A 19,673-nucleotide genomic window follows, 5' to 3' on the forward strand; every position below is an offset into this window, starting at 1 on the left:
GCCGGGAGCGCCGTCGATAGGGTTGCCGCATGACATGGTTGGTCACCGGCGGCGCCGGCTACATCGGTTCGCACATCGTCTCGGCGTTCGCGCGGGCGGGCATCGACACGGTCGTCCTCGACGACCTCTCGAGCGGGCACGCGTCGTTCGTGCCGGACGGCGTCCCCTTCCATCGGGGATCCGTGCTCGACCGCGAGCTGCTCGCGCGCGTCCTCGGATCGGGTGACATCCGCGGCGTCGTGCACGTGGCCGGCTTCAAGTACGCGGGCGTCTCCGTCCAGCGCCCGCTGCACACCTACGAGCAGAACGTGACCGCCACGGCCGTGCTGCTCGAGGAGATGGAGCGCGCGGGCGTCGACAGCATCGTCTTCTCGTCGTCCGCCGCCGTGTACGGGACGCCCGACGTCGACCTGGTCGACGAGAGCACGCCCAAGGCCCCCGAGTCCCCCTACGGCGAGTCGAAGCTCATCGGCGAGTGGCTGCTCCGTGACCAGGGGATCGCGAAGGGCCTCCGCCACGCGTCGCTCCGCTACTTCAACGTCGTGGGATCCGGCGACGAGGGCTACTTCGACACCAGCCCGCACAACCTCTTCCCGCTCGTCTTCGACGCGCTGCTCGACGGCCGCACGCCGCTCATCTACGGCGGGGACTACCCGACGCCGGACGGCACGTGCGTCCGCGACTACATCCACGTCGTCGACCTCGCGGCATCGCACGTGGCGGCGGCCCGTCGGCTCGAGGCCGGCGAGCCGGTCGAGCCCGTGTACTGCCTCGGCAGCGGCGCCGGCGTGAGCGTCCGCGAGATCATGACGGCCATCGCGCAGGCGACGGGCATCGACTTCGAGCCGGACGTGCGCGACCGCCGCCCCGGCGACCCGGCGCGCATCGTGGCCTCGGGGGAGCTCGCCGCGCGCGACATCGACTGGGCCATGCGCCACTCCCTGGACGACATGGTCACGAGCGCGTGGGACGCCCGCCAGGCCGGCGTCACGGCGTAGAGCCGGCAGCGAGCCTCGGCGCGTCGCAACCCTCGAGGAGCGGCTGAGGGTTTACGCTCCGCGGCTTGACGCGAGCGAGTTACACCGGTGTAATTATGACGATGAGCTGGGGCCGGCCGGGCGCCCCGCCCACGTGGGGAGATCGTGACATGGCACTACCTGAGTACCACGCCGGAGTCCCCGACGACTGGTTCGTCGACCCCGTCCGACTCGGGGTCCCCGGCGTCCGCAGCGTCGACGACGGCAATCCGCTCGCGTGGCAGGCCGACTCGCTCTGCGCGCAGACCGACCCCGAGGCGTTCTTCCCCGAGAAGGGCGGATCCACCCGCGACGCCAAGAAGATCTGCGGATCGTGCGAGGTGCGCAGCGAGTGCCTGGAGTACGCGCTCGAGAACGACGAGCGATTCGGCATCTGGGGCGGCCTCTCCGAGCGCGAGCGCCGCAAGCTCCGCAAGCGCGCGGTCTGATCCGGCCGTCCGGGCCGACGTGGCCCCCGGCTTCCGGCGCGCCGTCCCGCTGCGGCGGATCCCCACCGCGCACCACGTAGGGTCTCCCCTGTCATGCAGCCACGAGTAACCGCGATCCTCGTCGCCCACGAGGGCGCGCAGTTCCTCGACCGGACCCTCCAGGCCCTCGCCGCGCAGACGCGCCGCCCCGATCAGGTGGTCGCGGTCGACCTCGGCTCCCGTGACGGATCCGCCGCCCTGCTCGCGGCGTCCGACCCCACGCGCATGGTGCAGGCCCCGGCGCGGATGACCTTCGGACAGGCCGTCGACCAGGCCGTCCGGGTGATCCCCGCGCCCGAGGGCGACCACGAGCTGCTCTGGCTGCTGTCGGCCGACAACGCGCCAGCGCCCGATGCGCTCGAGCGCCTGCTCGCCGCGATCGAGGCGTCGCCGAGCGTCGCCGTCGCCGGCCCGAAGCTCATGGAGTGGGACCACCCCGGCTACATCCACGAGCTCGGGACGACGCTCACGACGCTCGGCGCGGCCGTGCCCGTCGTCGACGTCGAGCTCGACCAGGCGCAGTACGACGACATGAGCGACGTCCTCGGCGTCGCCGCGGGCGGCATGCTCGTGCGGCACCGCCTCTGGGACGAGCTCGGCGGGTTCGACGACGCGCTGCCCGTCATCGACGACGCGCTCGACCTCTGCGTCCGCGCACGACTCGCCGGCCACCGCGTCGTGGTCGTCCCGGCCGCGCGCGTCGCCTCGGCGGGCGACGCCGCCCCCGGCACCGCCTTCCTGGGCAAGCGGACCCCGCGTCGCCGGCGCCGTCGCCTGCGCAGGCAGGCGCAGCTGCACCGCCGCCTCTCCTACGCGCCGCCGGCAGCCGTCCCGTTCCACTGGCTCTCGCTCGTGCCGCTGGCCATCCTGCGCGCGCTGCTGCAGATGCTCCGCAAGCGGCCCACCGCCGCGCCGGGCGAGATCGGCGCTGCCGTGCGGGTGGCCGTCGCGCCCGGGCGGATCCGCGCCAGCCGCCGCCGCCTCGCCGCCAGCCGGACGGCGCCGTGGTCGAGCATCGCGTCGCTCCGCCAGCCCCTCGCGGTCGGCCGTCGCCGCCGGTCCCTGGCCCGGGAGCAGTACCGCGTCGAGCACATGGGCGTCACCGACGGCGTCGAGTTCCTCGCGACCGGCGGCGGATGGACCGTGCTCGCCGCGCTCCTCCTCTCCGCCGTCATGTGGCTGCCGCGGCTCACCGGCACGGCCCTCGTCGGCGGCCAGCTCCTGCCGCTCGGCCCGAGCGCCGGCGCGCTGTGGGCGCAGGTCGGCATCGGGGTCCGCGGATCCGGCGCCGGGCCCGTCGCCCCCTCCGACCCCTTCGCCTACGTGCTCGCCGTGCTCGGCAGCGTCACCGCGTGGGAGCCGTCGCTCGCCGTCCTCGGCCTGTTCGTGGCCGCCCTGCCGCTCGCCGCGCTCGCCGCCTGGCTGTGCGCCGCCCAGCTCACGCGGAACGCCTGGCTGCGCGCGCTCGCGGCCCTCGTCTGGACACTCGCGCCCACCCTGCTCGTCGCCCTCGGCGACGGCCGCCTGCCGGCCCTGCTCGCGCACCTGCTCCTCCCGTGGCTCGCGCTCGCGGTGCTGCGGGCGCCGCGCTCGTGGTCCGCCTCCGCCGTGGCGGGGATCCTGATGGCCGCCGTCGGCGCATCCGCCCCGTCGCTCGTGCCCGCCGTGCTCGTGCTCTGGCTCGTCGCCACGGTGCGGGCCGGACGCCGCGCCGGGCGGCTCGTCACGATCCCCGTGCCGCTGCTCGCCCTCGTCGCGCCCCTCGTCGTCCACCGCGTGATGCAGGGGCAGCCGCTCGCGCTCGCCGCCGACCCGGCCGTCCCCGCCGGCTTCACGCCCGCCGACGTGCCCGGCCTCGCGCTGGGCTTCCCGACCGCTGGCCTCGGCGGCTGGTCCGCGTTCGTCGACGGCCTGGGCGCCGGCCTCCCCGCCTCCGTCCCGCTCCTCGTGGTCGCGGTGCTGGTCGCGCCGCTCGTGCTGGGCGCGATCGCGGCGCTCTTCCTCCGCGGATCGCACCGCGCGGCCCTCGCGCTCGGCGTCACGGTGCTCGGGTTCGCGACCGCGGTGCTCGCCGCGCGGACCGTGGTGCAGTCGACGGGATCCGACGTCGTCGCGGTCTGGCCCGGATCCGGCCTCAGCCTGCTCTGGCTCGGCCTCGCCGGCGCCCTCGTGCTCGGCTTCGCGACGCTCGGCCGCCGCTCGCTCGTGCCGGGGCTCGTGGCCGCCGTGACCCTGGTCGTGCTCGCGCTGCCGCTCGTCTCGGCCGCTGTCGCCGGATCCACCGCCGTGCGCGCCACCACCGACACCTCGCTCCCCGGCCTCGTGGTCGCGGAGGCCGCGACGGATCCCGCCGTCGGCACGCTCGTGCTCCGCGCCGCGGACGACGGCTCGCTGTCCGCCGACGTCGAGCGCGGCGCCGGCCGCACGCTGGAGCAGGTCTCCACGGTCGACTCGACCATCGGCCCGCTGTCCGACACGCAGACGCGCGTCGCCGAGCTGGCGGGCAACGTCTCCTCCCGCTCCGGCCTCGACGCCACAGACGAGCTCCGCGCGCTCGGCATCAGCTACGTGCTCCTCGAGGCGCCGGCGGGCGATGCGGGGGCGGCCGTGCACGACCGCGCGCGCTCCGCCCTCGACGACGACCCGGTCTTCACGGCCGTCGGGCAGACCGAGGCCGGTCTCCTCTGGCGCTTCGTGGGCAGCGACGACCTCGTCGCCCAGGTCGCGGCGCCCGGCAACCTCGACGATCCGGGGCGCGCGGGCGTGCTCGCGGCGCAGGCGCTCGTGTTCGCGCTCACCCTGCTCCTGGCGATCCCCACCGGCGGCCTCGCGGCGGGCAGCCGTCCGCTGCCGGCCTACCGCGAGCCCGTCGCCGCCCCCGACTCGCGTCCGGCCGACGCCGAGGAGCCGCGGCCCGCGCACGACGACCGCGGCACCCCCGCGTACATCCACGAGCCGACCGGCGAGGCCGTGGAGGCCGCGTCCTTCGGCGACATCCGACAGGCGGGGGAGCGCCGCGCCGGCGACGACGGGGAGGGCGACGTCGTCGTGCCCGCGCCGTCCGCCGACCGGGACGACGACCGCCCCCGCGGCACCGACGACGACCGCAGGAGGACAGATGGCCAGGCGTGACGCCATGCGCATCGCGACGCGCGTGACCACGGGGATCGTCGGCGTCGCCGTGCTCGGGGTCGTGGTGACCGGCGCGCTGCTGCTCCCGCCCGCCGCGGGTGATGCGAGCGCCCCCTCGGTGCTCGTGACGCCCGTCGTGACCGACCAGCAGCGCGTCTGCCCCGGCTCGCTCCTCCGTCCGCCCGCGGCGGACGCCACGTCATCGACCACCGCGGTCGCCGTGGGGAGCGCCGCCGTGACGAGCGGATCCGCCGTGACCGGGTCGACCGGCGCCGCGCCGGCCGTCCGCACCTCGCGCATCGAGGCCCCCGAGGTGCAGGGCGGGGCGTCGAGCGCGCCCTCCGTCCTCGCCGTGGCGGGCGCCGTCGACGACGCCCCGACCGACCTCGCGGGCGCGGCGTCCGAGATCGCGACGGAGGGCGACCTCGCGGGGCTCGCCGCCACGTCGTGCTCCGAGGCCACCGCCGACGCGTGGCTCGTGGGCGGCGCGACGACCACCGGCCGCACCACATTCGTCGTGCTGGACAACCTGTCCGGCGTCTCCTCCACCGTCGACCTCGCCATCACGGGCGAGGAGGGTGCCGTCAGCGCCCCCGGCGCGAGCGGCATCTCCGTGCCGGCCGGAGGCCGCCGCGTGCTCAGCCTCGCGGGCCTCGCCCCCGACCTCTCGTCCCCGGCCGTGCACGTCCAGAGCCGCGGCGGCCAGGTCGTCGCCCGGCTCGAGCAGAGCACGGTCCGCGGGCTCCTCGCCGGCGGCGTCGACTGGATCGGCCCAGCCGCCGCCCCGTCCACCGCGCTCACCATGACCGGCCTCCGCATCGACTCGCAGGCGGCGCCCGTGGCGCCCGTCGACGGCGGGGACGCGCCCCCCGCCGACGAGGGCGGGGCCGCCCCCGGGACCGGATCGGACGGCGGCGCCGACCCCGACCTCGTGACGGCCGTGCGCATCGTGGTCCCCGGATCCGAGGACGCCGACGTCAGCGTCAGCGTCGCCCCCGAGGAGGGCACGGACGGCACGGGGACCACGTTCACGCTGCAGGCCGACGCGGGCCGCACGATCGACGTGCCCGTCTCCGCCCTCCCCGACGGCCGCTACTCGGTCACCGTGCAGAGCTCGGCGCCTGTCACGGCGGCCGTGCGCAGCGTCTCGGGTGCGGCGGAGAGCGGCGCGACCGACTTCGCCTGGCTCCCGTCGGCGGAGGCGCTCTCGCGCGACGCGCTCGTGTCGGTGCCCGCGGGTCCCGCGCCGCTCCTGCACCTGCGGAACGCCGGCGACCAGGCGACGTCCGTCACGGCGCGCCCGACCGACGGCTCGGCGGCCGTCTCGCTCGACGTGCCCGCCGGATCCGAGGTCTCGGCCGCCGTGGAGGCAGGGAGCACCTACCTGCTCGAAGGCGCCGCCGGCCTCACCGCGACGGTGACCCTCGCCGAGCCCGGGCGATCCGCGGCGCTGCCCGTCGTGCCGGTGCTCCCGGCCGCGGACCCGTTGCGCGTCCACCCCTGACGCCGGGCGTCCGGGCCGCCGTCGCCGCGGCATGCGCGCACGGGCGGACGCCTCACGCCCGTTCGGGATCCGGCGTCAGTGCGGGTCGTACCTGTCGGGGGCGAGGTCCCACGGGTCCTTGCCGAGCAGCTCTGCCACCGCGCGGTACACGCAGCCCTCGACGAGCGCCCGCTGGTGGTACTCGTCCTCCTCGTGCAGGTGCGCGAGGCGCTCGATGGGGAGCCGGTAGAAGATGACGCGGCGCTCGTCGGCGAGCACGCTCCAGCGGTCGATGCCGTCCCGCTCGCTGTTGCGGGCGGGCAGCGCGGCGACCTCGAACGAGACGCGGTCGAGCTCATCGGGCCAGAGGCCGCGGAGGTACTCGGCGGCGGACGCGATGGTCTGGTCGAAGACGTCGGCGCGCGTGCGGAGCACCGGCAGCTCCGGACCGGTGACGGGGGAGCGGAGGCCGCGGCCGTGCCGATCCCGCCAGGAGCCCCGGATGGAGACGTGGCCTCCCCGGCGGCGCGATCGTGGCATGGCCCCATCGTACGGCCCCGGGGTCGGCGGTAGTGTGGGCCCGACATGACGAACAGGCCCTGCTCCCGCGTCGGCTGCACCGGCGGCGCCACGACCACCCTCACCTACGTCTACGCGGACTCCATGGCCGTCCTCGGTCCCCTCAGCCACGACTCCGAGCCGCACAGCTACGATCTCTGCGACCGCCACGCGGCCCGTCTCTCGGCCCCGCAGGGCTGGCAGATCGTCCGGCACGGGGTGCTCGGTGAGGTAGGTTCCTGAGCATGACGACGACTCCCGCTGAGACGCTGACCGCCATCGTGAAGACCTACGACGTGCGAGGTCTTGTCGGGAGCCAGCTCACCGAGGAGCTGGTCACGGCCCTCGGCGCGGGCTTCGTGGACGAGCTCGGCGCGGCCGGTGGCGAGATCGTCGTCGGCCACGACATGCGCGACTCCTCTCCGTCCTTCGCGCAGGCGTTCGCCCGGGGCGCGACGGCCCGCGGCGGGAACGTCCTCCTCATCGGGCTCTGCTCCACGGACGAGACCTACTTCGCGTCGGGATCCCTCGACGCCCCCGCGGTCATGTTCACCGCGAGCCACAACCCGGCCACCTACAACGGCCTCAAGTTCTCCCGCGCGGGCGCCCAGGGCATCAGCCTCGACACGGGCCTCGGCGCCATCCGCGACCGCGCCATCGGCTTCCTGGCCGACGGCATCGCCGCGGTGGAGCCCGCGGGCCAGGTGCGGGAGCGCGACGTGCTCGCCGACTACGCGGGCTACCTGCGCCAGCTGGTCGACCTCTCCGGCATCCGCCCCCTGCGCGTCGTCGTCGACGCGGGCAACGGCATGGGCGGCATGACCGTCCCGGCCGTGCTCGGCACCGCGGCCGGCCTGCCCGAGCTGCCCATCGAGATCATCCCGCTGTACTTCGAGCTCGACGGCACCTTCCCCAACCACGAGGCGAACCCGCTCGAGCCGGCGAACCTCGTCGACCTGCAGAAGGCGGTCGTCGAGCACGGCGCCGACCTCGGGCTCGCCTTCGACGGCGACGCGGACCGCTGCTTCGTCGTGGACGAGAAGGGCCAGGCGGTCACGCCCAGCGCCGTCGCCGCCATCGTCGCGCTCCGCGAGATCTCGCGCGTGAAGGCGCAGTCGCCGGATGAGGCCGTCACGGTGCTGCACAACCTCATCACCTCGCGCATCGTGCCCGAGACCATCGAGGCGGCGGGCGCCACGGCGGTCCGCACGCGCGTCGGCCACTCGCTCATCAAGGACCAGATGGCCGCCACCGGCGCCGTCTTCGGCGGCGAGCACTCCGCGCACTACTACTTCCGCGACTTCTGGGGCGCCGACAACGGCATGCTCGCCGCGATGCACCTGCTCGCGGAGTTCGGCCAGACCGACGGCCTCATGTCCGACCTCTCCGCGCGCTACACGCCGTACGCGCTGTCGGGCGAGATCAACAGCACGGTCGACGACGTGCCCGCCGCCTACGAGCGCATCGTCGAGGCCTTCCGCGGCCGCGGCGAGTTCGACGAGCTCGACGGCCTCACGGTCGACGGCCCGGTCGGCGACGACGGATCCTTCTGGTGGTTCAGCGTCCGCCCCTCGAACACCGAGCCGCTCCTGCGCCTGAACGTCGAGGCGTCGACCGAGGCGAAGATGGCCGCCCTCCGCGACGAGCTCCTGGGGCTGATCCGCCGGGCCTGATCCCGTCTCCCGCACCACCACGACGCCGCGTCCCTCCCGAGGGGTGCGGCGTCGTCGTGTCCGCCCGCTCGATGCACACCCCCAGGGGGTATGCAGCGATACCCCTTGGGGGTACCATGGACGGAACGGGAGGTGGCCACCATGGTCGGGTACAGCGAGGGCAAGGACGACATCCTCAAGCGGCTGCGGCGCGCGGAGGGCCAGGTGCGCGGCATCGAGCGCATGGTCGAGTCCGACACGTACTGCATCGACGTGCTCACGCAGGTGTCCGCCGTGACGCGCGCCATGGAGACGGTCGCGCTCAAGCTGCTCGACGACCACCTCGCCCACTGCCTCGCGGAGGCCGCGCGCGAGGGCGGCCAGGTCGCGGACGACAAGGTGCGCGAGGCCTCCGCGGCCATCGCGCGGCTCGTCCGGTCCTGATCCGCCGACGCCCGTCGACATCGAACGACCCGAAGGAGACCCCATGACCACCACGACCTTCCCCGTCACCGGCATGACCTGCGCGCACTGCGTCGCGAGCGTCACCGAGGAGGTCGGCGAGCTGCCGGGCGTCGCGTCCGTCGCCGTCGACCTCGTCGCGGGCGGCGCATCCACCGTCACCGTGGAGAGCGATGCGCCGCTCGACCCCCAGGCCGTGCGCGCCGCGGTCGCCGAGGCCGGGTACGTCGCGGGGCTCTGACATGAGCGACCCCGCATCCGGATCCGCGCCCGCCGGGGATCCCGTCGCCGCCACGGCCGAGGACGGCGTCGTGCTGACGCGCGTCGACCTCGACGTGCAGGGCATGACGTGCGCGTCGTGCGCGATGCGCATCGAGCGCAAGCTCGGCCGGATGCCCGGGGTCGAGGCCGCCGTCAACTACGCCACTCACCGCGCGCGCGTGCAGCTGCCCGCGGGGACGAGCGTCGAGGACGCCATCCGCACCATCGAGCGCACGGGGTACCGGGCGTCCGAGCGAGACGGGTGGGGGAGCGCGGCGGCGGACGGCGTGTCCGGATCCGCTGCCGTGCCATCCGCATCCGCCTCCGCGGAGCGCGCGCCCGTCGCGGCTCCTCGCATCCGTCCGGACGCGCCCGCCGCCGCTGCGGATCCCGCATCCGCACCCGCGCCCGCTCCGACGGACGCGCCCGCCCCGACGGACCCACCCGCCCACGCCGCCGTCGCCACCCGCCGCCCCGACGCCGACGAGCTCGCGCTCCGGCAGCGACTCGTGGTCTCCGCGGCGCTCACCGTCCCCGTGTTCCTCATGGCGATGATCCCCGCGCTGCAGTTCCGGGACTGGCAGTGGCTGTCGCTCGCGCTCGCCGCGCCGGTCGCGGTCTGGGGCGCGTGGCCCTTCCACCGGTCCGCCGTCGTCAGCGCGCGCCACGGCGGAGTCGGCATGGACACGCTCGTCAGCATCGGCGTCGCTGCCGCGTTCCTCTGGTCGCTCTACGCGCTCTTCCTCGGCGACGCGGGCGAGCCCGGCATGCGCATGACCATGAGCCTCGTCTCGGAGCCGGGCGGCGGATCCGGCGACGTGTACCTCGAGGTCGCCGCGGCCGTCACGGTGTTCATCCTCGGCGGGCGCTACCTGGAGGCGCGGGCCGCCCGCGCGTCCGGCGCCGCCCTCGCCGCTCTGCTCGACCTCGCCGCGAAGGACGTCGCCGTCGTGCGCGACGGCGTCGAGCGGCGGATCCCCATCCGCGAGCTGCGCGTGGGCGAGGAGTTCGTCGTGCGGCCGGGCGAGCGCATCGCGACCGACGGCGTGGTCGTCGACGGGTCCAGCGCGGTCGACCGCTCGCTCCTCACGGGCGAGTCGCTGCCCGTGGAGGTCGGGCCCGGCGACGACGTGACAGGCGCGACCCTCAACGCCGGCGGCCGCCTCGTCGTGCGCGCCACGCGCGTGGGGGAGGAGACCCGGCTCGCCCGCATGGCCGCGCTCGTGGAGGAGGCGCAGACCGGCAAGGCCCGGATCCAGCGCCTCGCCGACCGCGTATCCGCCGTCTTCGTGCCGGTCGTGCTCGTGCTCGCCGTAGGCACGCTCGTGGGCTGGCTGCTGCTCGGGTTCCCGCCCGAGGCCGCGTTCACCGCGGCTGTGGCGACCCTGATCATCGCGTGCCCGTGCGCCCTCGGCCTCGCGACGCCGACCGCGCTCCTCGTGGGCACGGGGCGCGGCGCCCAGCTCGGGATCCTCATCACCGGCCCCGAGGTCCTGGAGTCGACCCGGCGCATCGACACCGTGCTGCTCGACAAGACCGGCACCGTCACCACGGGCGTCATGTCGCTCGTGCGAGCCGTGCCCGCGGCGGACGTCGACGCCGACGAGCTCCTGCGCGTGGCCGCCGCCCTCGAGGCGCGGTCCGAGCACCCGGTCGCGCGGGCCGTCGTCGAGGCGGCGGGCTCGGGATCCCTGCCCGTCATCGAGGGCTTCGCCGCCACCGCGGGCCTCGGCGTCCACGGCGTGGTCGACGGCCGCGCGGTCGCCGTCGGGCGGCCTGCGTGGCTCGCCGAGCAGTGGGCCGCCGAGCCAGACGCGTCGCTCGCCGAGGCGCTGCGCGAGGCCGAGACGGAAGGATCCACCGTCGTCGCGGTCGCGTGGGACGGTGCCGTCCGCGGGATCCTCGCCGTCGCCGACACCGTCAAGCCCACGAGCGCCGAGGCCGTCCGCCGCATGCGCGCGCTGGGCCTCGGTCCCGTGCTCCTGACCGGCGACACCGCGGGCGCCGCGCACCGCGTCGCCGCCGAGGTCGGCATCGACGAGGTGATCGCGGGCGTCCTCCCCGAGGGCAAGCTCGACGCGGTGCGCCGCCTGCAGGGCGAGGGGCGCGTCGTCGCGATGGTCGGCGACGGCGTGAACGACGCCGCCGCCCTCGCGCAGGCCGACCTCGGGATCGCGATGGGCACGGGCACCGACGCGGCCATCGAGGCGGGCGACATCACGATCGTCCGCGGCGACCTCGTGCTCGTGGCCGACGCCGTCCGGCTCGCGCGGCGCACGCTCGGCACGATCCGCGGCAACCTGTTCTGGGCCTTCGCGTACAACGCGGCCGCGATCCCGGTCGCGATGGCCGGCCTCCTCAACCCGCTGGTCGCGGGCCTGGCGATGGCGCTCTCGTCGGTGTTCGTCGTCACGAACAGCCTGCGCCTGCGCTCCTTCCGGTAGCGGGCTCGCGCCCGGTCGTCATCCACGGCCGGGCGTCACGCGTCGGATGCGAGACTGGGGGCATGACCCTGCTCCCGGAAGCCACGTCCACCGCCCTGCCCTTCCGCGTCGCCGACCTCTCCCTCGCGGAGTCCGGCCGCCACCAGATCCGCCTCGCCGAGAACGAGATGCCCGGCCTCATGGCCCTCCGCGAGGAGTTCGGCGCGTCGCAGCCGCTCGCGGGCGCGCGCATCGCCGGAAGCATCCACATGACCGTGCAGACGGCCGTGCTCATCGAGACCCTCACCGCCCTCGGCGCGCAGGTGCGCTGGGCGAGCTGCAACATCTTCTCCACGCAGGACGAGGCCGCGGCCGCCGTCGCGGTCGGCGCGGGCACCCCGGACGCGCCCGCTGGCGTGCCCGTCTTCGCCTGGAAGGGCGAGACGCTCGAGGAGTACTGGTGGTGCACCGAGCAGATCTTCGACTGGTCGGGCGAGGCCCAGGCCGCGGGCGCCGACTGGACGGGCCCGAACATGATCCTCGACGACGGCGGCGACGCCTCCCTCCTGGTGCACAAGGGCCGCGAGTACGAGCTCGCCGGCGTCGTGCCCGAGACGCCCGAGGACGCGAGCCACGAGTACCGCGTGATCCTCGACACGCTCCGCCGCAGCCTCGCCGCGTCCTCGGACCGCTGGACCCGCCGTGCCGCCGACATCCAGGGCGTCACCGAGGAGACCACCACGGGCGTCCACCGCCTGTACGAGCTGGCCCGCGACGGCGAGCTGCTGTTCCCGGCGATCAACGTCAACGACTCGGTCACCAAGAGCAAGTTCGACAACAAGTACGGCATCCGCCACTCGCTGCCCGACGGCCTCAATCGCGCCACCGACGTGCTCATCGGCGGCAAGGTGGCGTTCGTCGTCGGCTACGGCGACGTGGGCAAGGGCGCGGCCGAGGCGCTGCGCGGACAGGGCGCGCGCGTCATCGTCTCCGAGGTCGACCCGATCTGCGCGCTCCAGGCCGCGATGGACGGGTACCAGGTCGCGAAGCTCTCCTCGGTCATCGAGACCGTCGACATCCTGGTCACCGGCACGGGCAACGTCGACGTCGTGCGCGTGGACGACATCCAGCGCATGAAGCACCAGGCCGTCATCGCCAACGTCGGCCACTTCGACAACGAGATCGACATGGCCGGCCTCGAGCGCCTCCCTGGCGTGGAGAAGGTCGAGATCAAGCCGCAGGTGCACGAGTGGCGGCTGCCGTCCGGCCGCAGCGTGCTCGTGCTCTCCGAGGGCCGCCTGATGAACCTGGGCAACGCCACCGGCCACCCGTCCTTCGTGATGAGCAACTCGTTCACCAACCAGGTGCTCGCGCAGATCGAGCTGTGGGTGCGCAACGAGCAGTACCCGATCGGCGTGTACGTGCTGCCGAAGCACCTCGACGAGAAGGTGGCGCGCCTGCACCTCGACGCGCTCGGCGTGGAGCTCACGGAGCTCCGCCCCGAGCAGGCCGCCTACATCGGCGTGCCGGTCGAGGGGCCGTACAAGGTGGACCACTACCGGTACTGATCCGCGCCGTCGCGCCGACGCCGTCCGTCCCCTCCTCGGGGCGGGCGGCGTCGTCGCGTGGAGCGGGCGCGGCAGGGCGCGCGGCGCGCGGGCGGCGCGGGGAGCGGCGCGCGGCTCAGGCGGGCGTGGATCCGCCGCGCGCCGGGAACCCGTGCGGCAACCCCGCGAGGATCGGCTCGAGCGACGCCATGCGGTCCCGCTCGAGCATCAGGGCGCGGTGCTCGCGCTCGCGCCGGACCGCGCCGACGGCCGTGACGAAGGACTCGGGATCCGTCGCGGGCAGCGGCGAGACGTGCACCGCGGCCTCGTTCGCGAGCTCCGCCGCGAGGCGCGCGCGGGACGCCGGCGTCATGGCCTCCCGCTGCGTGAGGAAGCGGGCGAGGCGACGGCCGAGCGCGTCCGGCAGGCGGCCGACGTCCGCCTCGGACGCCCATGCGACGAGGTGCGGCGGCACGGGCGGCAGGGGAGCGGGATACGCGGGCACGCGCTCGTGCTGCGAGCGGGTGCCGGCCACGAGGTCGCCGAGGCGCTGGGCGCACGGGCTGAGGAGGCCCACGAGCGCGGCGAGCCCGCCGAGCGTGAGGTAGATCTCGAGGATCCCGACGAGCGCCCGGGCGACCGCGTGGCGGAGGCCGATGCCGCCGCCGTCCGCCCGCACGATGCGCGCTCCGACGGCCCAGCGCCCGAGCGACCGGCCGCGCGACGCGACCTCGACCACGACGGGCAGGACGACGATCGCGAGGACGACGGCGGCGATGGCGCACGCCGCGCTCGAGGCGGCGTCGAGGAGGCCCGCGCCGGCGAGCCGGCCGATGAGGAGCACGAGCAGGAGGCCCACGACCAGGGACGCGATGACGTCGATGGCGGCGCCCGCGGCCCGCAGCACGAAGCCCGCGGGACGGACGTCGAGGGCGACGGCCTCGCCGACCACGAGCGCGTCGGGACCGTCCGAGAGCATCGGGTCGTGTGCGTCGGCTGCCGCCATGCATATAGTCAAGCAGATGGACCTCGACGCCTACACCGCCGCCCACCGGGACGACTGGGACCGGCTCGCCCGCCTCGCGGGCCGGCGCCGGCTCGCCGGACCCGACGCCGACGAGCTCGTCGACCGGTACCAGGCGGGCGCGGCCGAGCTGTCCGCGATCCAGGCGGCGGCCGGATCCACCGCGCAGGGCGATCGGCTCTCTGTGGCGCTCTCGCGGGCCCGCATGCGCTTCACCGGGCAGAGCACGAACGTCGCGTCGCGCATCCCCTCGTTCTTCGCCGTCGACCTGCCGGCGGCCCTGTACCGGATCCGCTGGCTGACGCTCGCCGTGGCGCTCGTCACGGTCGCCATCGTCGCGCTCTACGCCACGTGGATCCTCCGCGACCCCTCGATGATCGCGAGCCTCGGCAGCGACGCCGACCTCCGGAAGTACGTCGAGGACGACTTCGTCGACTACTACAGCGAGAACCCGGCGGCCTCGTTCACCGGCCAGGTCTGGACGAACAACGCGTGGATCGCCGCGCAGTGCGTCGCCTTCGGGATCACGGGCCTGTGGGTGCCGTACGTGATCCTGCAGAACGCGCAGGGCCTCGGCACGACGACCGCCGTGATGTTCTCCTACGGCGAGGGCGGCACGTTCTTCTCGTACATCCTCCCGCACGGGCTGCTGGAGCTGACGGCGATCTTCGTGGCGGCCGCCGCCGGCCTCCGCATCTCGTGGGCCTGGATCGCGCCCGGCGCCCGCACGCGCGGCCAGGCGCTCGCCGAGGACGGGCGCGCGCTCATCACGGTGGCCATGGGGCTCGTGCTCGTGCTGCTGGTGAGCGGGATCATCGAGGGCTTCGTGACGCCGCAGCCGTGGCCCGTGCCGCTCAAGATCGCGATCGGGGCCGCCGCGCTGGGGGCGTTCCTCTTCTACATGGTGGTCGTCGGCGGCCGGGCGGTGCGCCAGGGCGCGACGGGCGACCTCGACGAGTTCGAGGCGGGCGGCCGGCGGATCGTCGCGGGCTGAGCCCGTCCGGATCCGTCGACCGCCCGCCTCGCGGTCGTGCGTCGGGCCGCGGGTCAGGCCGCGGGATCCACCTCGGCCTCCAGCGGCGTCGCCGTCACCGAGGTGCCGACGTGCAGACGGAAGGCGCCGGGCTCGCGCCGCCAGCCGCCGTCCCAGTGCGCGAAGGTCCGCGCGCCGACCGCGACCTCGACCTCGGCGGACGCGCCCGCGGCGAGCTCGACGGATGCGAAGCCCGCGAGCCAGCGCACCGCCCGGTCGACCGCGGATCCGCCGCGCGACAGGTAGGCCTGCACGACCTGCTTGCCGGCGCGGTCGCCCGTGTTGGTCACGCGGACGGTCGCGGTGATCCCGCCCGCTCCGTCCTCGGCGACGCGCAGGTCGTCGACCTCGTGCGTCGTGTAGCCGAGGCCGTGCCCGAACGCGTAGGCCGGGGTCGCGCCCGAGCGGAGCCAGGCGCGGTAGCCGACGTGGATCCCCTCGTCGTAGACCACCTTCCCGTCGACCGGCGTGACGGAGCGGACGGGGATGTCCTCCTCGGTGGCGGGCCACGTGGTGGGGAGGCGGCCGCCCGGCTCGACGTCGCCGAACAGCACGTCCGCGAGGGCGCCGCCGAACTCCTGGCCGCCGAACCACGCGAGGAGCACCGCCCGGACGTCATCGCGCCAAGGGAGGAGCACGGGGGATCCGGAGTTGACGACCACGATCGTGCGCGGGTTGGCGGCGGCGACGCGGCGCACCAGCTCGTCCTGGCGGCCGGGGAGCGCGAGCGAGTCGCGGTCGAAGCCCTCGGACTCGACCTGCGCGTTGGTGCCGACGACGACGATCGCGACGTCCGCGCCGGTCGCGGCCTCCACGGCCTCGTCGAGGAGGCGCTCGGGCTCGGACTCGTCTGCCTCGAGGCCCACCGTGATCCCGAGGATGCCCGCGAGGCCGCCGGGCGCGCTGGTCAGCTCGAACTCGACCTTCAGATCCACCGGCTGACCGGCGGTCGCCTCCAGCGGCGCGGAGATCGAGGGCGGCGACATGAGGCTCGCGCCGAGGTCCATGCCCACGGGCGCGGCGCCGTCCTCGCGGAGGAGCTCCCCGTCTGCGTGGACGCGGCCGCGGCCGGTCGCGCTGAAGCCGAACAGCACCTCGCCCGTCGCCGCCGGCGTCCAGCGGGTCGTGATCTCGATGACGGCCGCCGTGCCGGTGGGCGCGTCGCCGCCGAAGTACATGAGCGTCGTCGCCCGGCGGTCCTCCGTGAACATCTCCTGGCCGTCGGCGTCGAGGAAGCGCACGAGGGCGCCGGGCTCGCCCGTGCGGGGGTTCCGGATCTCCGCGAGCGGCAGCTCCTGGATCCCCTTCTGCACGACCGCGCCGCGCGCGTAGCGTACGTCGACGCCGTCGCCGAGGGCGGCGCGGATCCCGTCGAGCGGCGTGACCACGTGCTCCGGGATGACGGTCGCGCTGCCGCCGCCCTGCGTGCGCGCCTCGACGGCGTTGTGGCCGATGACCGCGACGGAGCGGAGCGCGGACGCGTCGAGCGGCAGCGCGGCGTCCTCGTTGCGCACGAGCACCGTTCCCGCCGCGGCGGCCGTGCGCGCGAACGCGACGCCGTCCTCGACCTCGACGGGAGCGGGCACGACGGCGTCGAAGCCCTCGAGCGCGCCGACGCGGGCGGCGAGGCGCAGCAGGCGCACCACCTTGCGGTCGATGTCGGACTCGAGCACGCGGCCGTCGCGCACCGCGTCGAGGAGCGGGTCGCCCCACGCGCCGACGGGGCCCGGCATCTCGAGGTCCTGCGAGGCGCTCGCGGCGTCGACGCTGCGGACGCCCGTCCAGTCGCTGACGACCACGCCGTCGAAGCCCCACTCCGAGTTGAGCGGCGTCTCGAGCAGGTCGTTCTCGGTCGAGGTCGTGCCGTTGATCGAGTTGTACGAGCTCATCACGAGCCACGCGCGTGACTCGACGACGGCCTTCTCGAACGCGGCGAGGTACAGCTCGCGCAGCGCCCGCTCGGACACCACGCTGTCGGCGGTGAAGCGGTCGGTCTCGTACTCGTTGGCGACGTAGTGCTTGGGGGTCGCGCCGACGCCGTTCTCCTGCACGCCCCGCACGTAGGCGGCGGCCAGGTCGGCGGTGAGCAGCGGATCCTCGCTGAAGGCCTCGAAGTGCCGCCCGCCGTAGGGGGAGCGGTGCAGGTTGATGGTCGGGCCGAGCACGACGTCGACGCCCTTGCGGCGCGCCTCGACGGCGCATGCGCGGCCGTAGCGGGCGGCGATCCCGGTGTCCCAGCTGGACGACAGCGCGGACGCGGACGGCAGGTTGAGCGAGGGGGAGCGCTCGTCCCAGACCTCGCCGCGCACTCCGCTGGGACCGTCGGAGACGAGCATGCGGCGGAGGCCGATGCCCTCCATGGGCCACGTGGTCCAGAAGTCGCGGCCCGTGATCAGCTGCACCTTCTGCTCGAGGGTGAGGCGCGCGGCGAGCTCCTCGAGACGGGCGGTTGCGGGGTCGAGCGGGGTGGTGTCGTGTGGGGTCTTCTCGTGCGGGTCCATGGGTGCTCCTCGGGTGACGTCGGCGTCTGGTCGATCCTGCTCGTGCTGCGCGGTCATCGGACGCCCTTCACGCGGAACGCGGCGACCGCGCCGAGGAGGCCGGCGGCGGCGCCCGCGAGGAAGAGGCCGGGGTAGCCGGCGATCCCCACCACGGCGCTCGCGGCGGTCGGCACGAGCGACTGCGGCAGCGCCTGCGCGATGTTGACGACACCGAGGTCCTTGCCGTTGTCGGCGTCGCTCGGCAGCACGTCGGTGATGAGCGCGAGGTCGACCGCGTAGAACGAGCCGATGCCCGCGCCGATGACGAGCTGCGCGACGTAGACGACGGCGAGGCTGGGCGCGAGGGCGAGGATCACGAGGCCGATCACCGCGACGAGCGCGGCAGCGGCCACGAAGACCTTGCGGCGGCCGAGCCGGTCGCTCAGCCAGCCGGCCACGAACGTGGTGGACACGACGCCGATCACGTTGAAGAGCGTCGCGACGAAGACGGCGTTGGCGACGTCGGCCTGCGCGACCCCGAGGTCGTCGATGAGGTAGAAGGCGAGGTAGTTCGTGGCCGTCACGGCGCTGGCCGTGAGCAGGAAGCGCATGAGCCAGGCCCAGCCGAAGTCGGGGTTGCGGCGCGGGTCGAACACGAACGAGCCGAGGAGCTCCCGCACGCTGAGGCGGGAGGTCGGGCGCTCGGTGAGCACGCGGTCGCGGAAGACCAGCGCGAAGACGACGACCACGGCCACGCCGACCGCGCCGGGCACGAGCACCTGCTGCGTCGTGGTCGTGAACAGCTGCACGATGAAGGTGCCGACCACGAGCGATCCGTTCTGCGCGACGCCGATGGCCGCCGCGACCCGGCCGCGGTTGCGCGGGCGGGCGGAGTCGGCCATGACGGCGATGAGCGCGGCGATGGCGGCGTTGAAGCAGCCCTGCACGAGCATCCAGGCGCCCACGAGCGCGAGCATGGTGGTCGCCTGCGTGAGGAGGATGAGCGCGCCGTACCCGAGGACGACGCCGCCGATGATCCACGGGCGGCGCATGCCGAAGCTGCCGGGCGTGCGGTCGGAGAGGCGGCCGGCGAGCGGGTTCACGACGAGGGCGACGAGCGCGCCGAGGCCGAGCACGAGGCTGAGGGTGCCGGCCGTGTCGTCCGGCGCGACCTCGGCGACCTTGAGGGCGAGCGACACGATGATGGGCGGCAGCAGGGCCACGAAGAGGCCGAGGAGCGCGATGGGCATCCCGATCTCGGCGCGGCGGGATCCGGGTGGGCGTGCACCGTCCGGCCGTCCGCTGGGGGCGCTCGACGCGCCCTCGGTGTGCTGGTCTCGGACTGCGTCGGCCACGGTGCCTCCAGGTTCCTGCCCGCCCTCGTCGGCGGGATCGGCATGACGGTAGCACGGAAAACCGACCTGCGGTAGGTATTTAGGGCCCTCGCGGATCGCTAGGGTCGTGCCATGGCAGTCGACGAGGGCCCGCGCCGGTACGCCAAGGGAGCGGCCCGGCGCCGCGAGATCCTCGAGGCCGCCCTGGCCCTGATCGCCGAGCGTGGCTACTCCGCGTCGTCGCTGCAGGAGATCGCCGACGCCGTGGGCATCAGCAAGGCGGGCGTCCTGCACTACTTCGAGTCGCGCGAGGCGCTCATCGCGGCCGTGCTCGAGGAGCGCGACGCCCACGCGGTCGCCGACTTCCGGGAGGCGATGCCGGATCGGGATCCCTCGGACATGGTCGGCATGCTGCTGCGCGCGAGCTCGCACAACGCCGACACGCCCGGCCTCGTCGCGCTCTACTCGCGCCTCGTCGTCGATGCCGCCGGTGCCGAGCACCCGGCCCACTCCTACATCGCCGATCGCTACGCGCGCGTCGTCGGCACGGTCGCCGCGCAGGTGCGCGCCCTCGGCGTCGAGCTGCCGGCGGGTCTCGACCCCGACTCCTTCGCGCATGTCGCCGTCGCGGTGAGCGACGGCCTGCAGCTGCAGTGGAGCTACCGTCCGGAGATCGACATGCGCGATGCGCTCGAGCGGGCGATCCGCGCGCTCAGCGGCGGGGTGCTCCCGCTGCCGTCCGCGGATCCGGCAGCGACGACCGCCACCGCGTGATCGCCG

16 protein-coding genes are annotated in these 19,673 nt (G+C 74.7%); 12 read left to right on the forward strand and 4 right to left on the reverse strand.

Going from position 1 to position 19,673, the window contains the following annotated elements; translation table 11 throughout:
* Positions 1-29: 29 nt before the first annotated feature.
* From galE to FGD68_RS07235, 4 genes are all read left to right on the forward strand, one after another.
* Entirely contained in the window at positions 30-998 is a 969-nt protein-coding gene (gene galE / locus FGD68_RS07220; protein WP_119373615.1) for a UDP-glucose 4-epimerase GalE, read from the forward strand.
* A gap of 149 nt (positions 999-1,147) precedes the next feature.
* Positions 1,148-1,465 carry a WhiB family transcriptional regulator gene (locus tag FGD68_RS07225; RefSeq protein ID WP_012298082.1) on the forward strand — a complete coding sequence of 106 codons (318 nt, stop codon included), beginning with the start codon at positions 1,148-1,150 and terminating at the stop codon, positions 1,463-1,465.
* 93 nt (positions 1,466-1,558) lie between these two features.
* Entirely contained in the window at positions 1,559-4,636 is a 3,078-nt protein-coding gene (locus FGD68_RS07230) for a glycosyltransferase family 2 protein (protein WP_237609963.1), read from the forward strand.
* Positions 4,623-6,140, forward strand: coding sequence for a DUF5719 family protein (locus tag FGD68_RS07235; protein WP_237609964.1), 1,518 nt, complete (start codon positions 4,623-4,625; stop codon positions 6,138-6,140). Before FGD68_RS07230 ends, FGD68_RS07235 begins: the two co-directional genes overlap by 14 nt.
* 75 nt (positions 6,141-6,215) lie before the next feature.
* On the opposite strand, the gene FGD68_RS07240 is transcribed toward FGD68_RS07235, so the two are convergent.
* The gene (locus FGD68_RS07240; RefSeq protein ID WP_104236351.1) at positions 6,216-6,659 is read right to left on the reverse strand and encodes a metallopeptidase family protein; all 444 of its coding nucleotides are present in this window, start codon (positions 6,657-6,659) and stop codon (positions 6,216-6,218) included.
* 45 nt (positions 6,660-6,704) lie between these two features.
* Here FGD68_RS07240 and FGD68_RS07245 point away from each other — a divergent pair, with 45 nt between their 5' ends.
* The 6 genes from FGD68_RS07245 to ahcY all read left to right on the forward strand — a co-directional run bounded on the left by FGD68_RS07245 (position 6,705) and on the right by ahcY (position 13,043).
* Positions 6,705-6,920, forward strand: coding sequence for a DUF3499 family protein (locus FGD68_RS07245; RefSeq protein ID WP_012037719.1), 216 nt, complete (start codon positions 6,705-6,707; stop codon positions 6,918-6,920).
* A gap of 2 nt (positions 6,921-6,922) precedes the next feature.
* A complete protein-coding gene (locus FGD68_RS07250; protein ID WP_119373616.1) occupies positions 6,923-8,350 on the forward strand; it encodes a phosphomannomutase/phosphoglucomutase in 1,428 nt (475 codons plus the stop codon).
* Positions 8,351-8,491: 141 nt separating this feature from the next.
* Positions 8,492-8,773: a metal-sensitive transcriptional regulator gene (locus tag FGD68_RS07255; RefSeq protein WP_015489737.1), complete on the forward strand. Its 282-nt coding sequence runs from the start codon at positions 8,492-8,494 to the stop codon at positions 8,771-8,773.
* Positions 8,774-8,816: 43 nt separating this feature from the next.
* A complete protein-coding gene (locus FGD68_RS07260; protein WP_104236349.1) occupies positions 8,817-9,032 on the forward strand; it encodes a heavy-metal-associated domain-containing protein in 216 nt (71 codons plus the stop codon).
* A 1-nt stretch (position 9,033) separates the two neighbouring features.
* Positions 9,034-11,496, forward strand: a complete 2,463-nt coding sequence (locus FGD68_RS07265) for a heavy metal translocating P-type ATPase (protein WP_237609965.1) — start codon at positions 9,034-9,036, stop codon at positions 11,494-11,496.
* A gap of 62 nt (positions 11,497-11,558) precedes the next feature.
* The gene (gene ahcY / locus FGD68_RS07270) at positions 11,559-13,043 is read left to right on the forward strand and encodes an adenosylhomocysteinase (protein WP_237609966.1); all 1,485 of its coding nucleotides are present in this window, start codon (positions 11,559-11,561) and stop codon (positions 13,041-13,043) included.
* Positions 13,044-13,158: 115 nt separating this feature from the next.
* Here the strand turns inward: ahcY and FGD68_RS07275 are convergent, their stop codons facing one another.
* The gene (locus FGD68_RS07275; RefSeq protein WP_237609967.1) at positions 13,159-14,028 is read right to left on the reverse strand and encodes an RDD family protein; all 870 of its coding nucleotides are present in this window, start codon (positions 14,026-14,028) and stop codon (positions 13,159-13,161) included.
* Between the two features lie 16 nt (positions 14,029-14,044).
* Between FGD68_RS07275 and FGD68_RS07280 the strand changes: the two genes are divergently transcribed.
* Complete coding sequence (locus tag FGD68_RS07280; protein ID WP_119373628.1) at positions 14,045-15,040, forward strand: stage II sporulation protein M; 996 nt, start codon at positions 14,045-14,047, stop codon at positions 15,038-15,040.
* A 53-nt stretch (positions 15,041-15,093) separates the two neighbouring features.
* Here the strand turns inward: FGD68_RS07280 and FGD68_RS07285 are convergent, their stop codons facing one another.
* On the reverse strand, positions 15,094-17,580 hold the full coding sequence (locus FGD68_RS07285; RefSeq protein WP_237609968.1) for a beta-glucosidase H: 2,487 nt from the start codon (positions 17,578-17,580) through the stop codon (positions 15,094-15,096).
* Positions 17,581-17,633: 53 nt separating this feature from the next.
* Positions 17,634-18,809, reverse strand: coding sequence for an MFS transporter (locus FGD68_RS07290; protein ID WP_237609969.1), 1,176 nt, complete (start codon positions 18,807-18,809; stop codon positions 17,634-17,636).
* 216 nt (positions 18,810-19,025) lie between these two features.
* On the opposite strand from FGD68_RS07290, the gene FGD68_RS07295 reads away from it, so the two are divergent.
* A complete protein-coding gene (locus tag FGD68_RS07295; RefSeq protein WP_119373538.1) occupies positions 19,026-19,667 on the forward strand; it encodes a TetR/AcrR family transcriptional regulator in 642 nt (213 codons plus the stop codon).
* The last annotated feature ends 6 nt before the right edge of the window (positions 19,668-19,673 follow it).

It is taken from the genome of Clavibacter californiensis (assembly GCF_021952865.1).
GTDB lineage: Bacteria > Actinomycetota > Actinomycetes > Actinomycetales > Microbacteriaceae > Clavibacter > Clavibacter californiensis.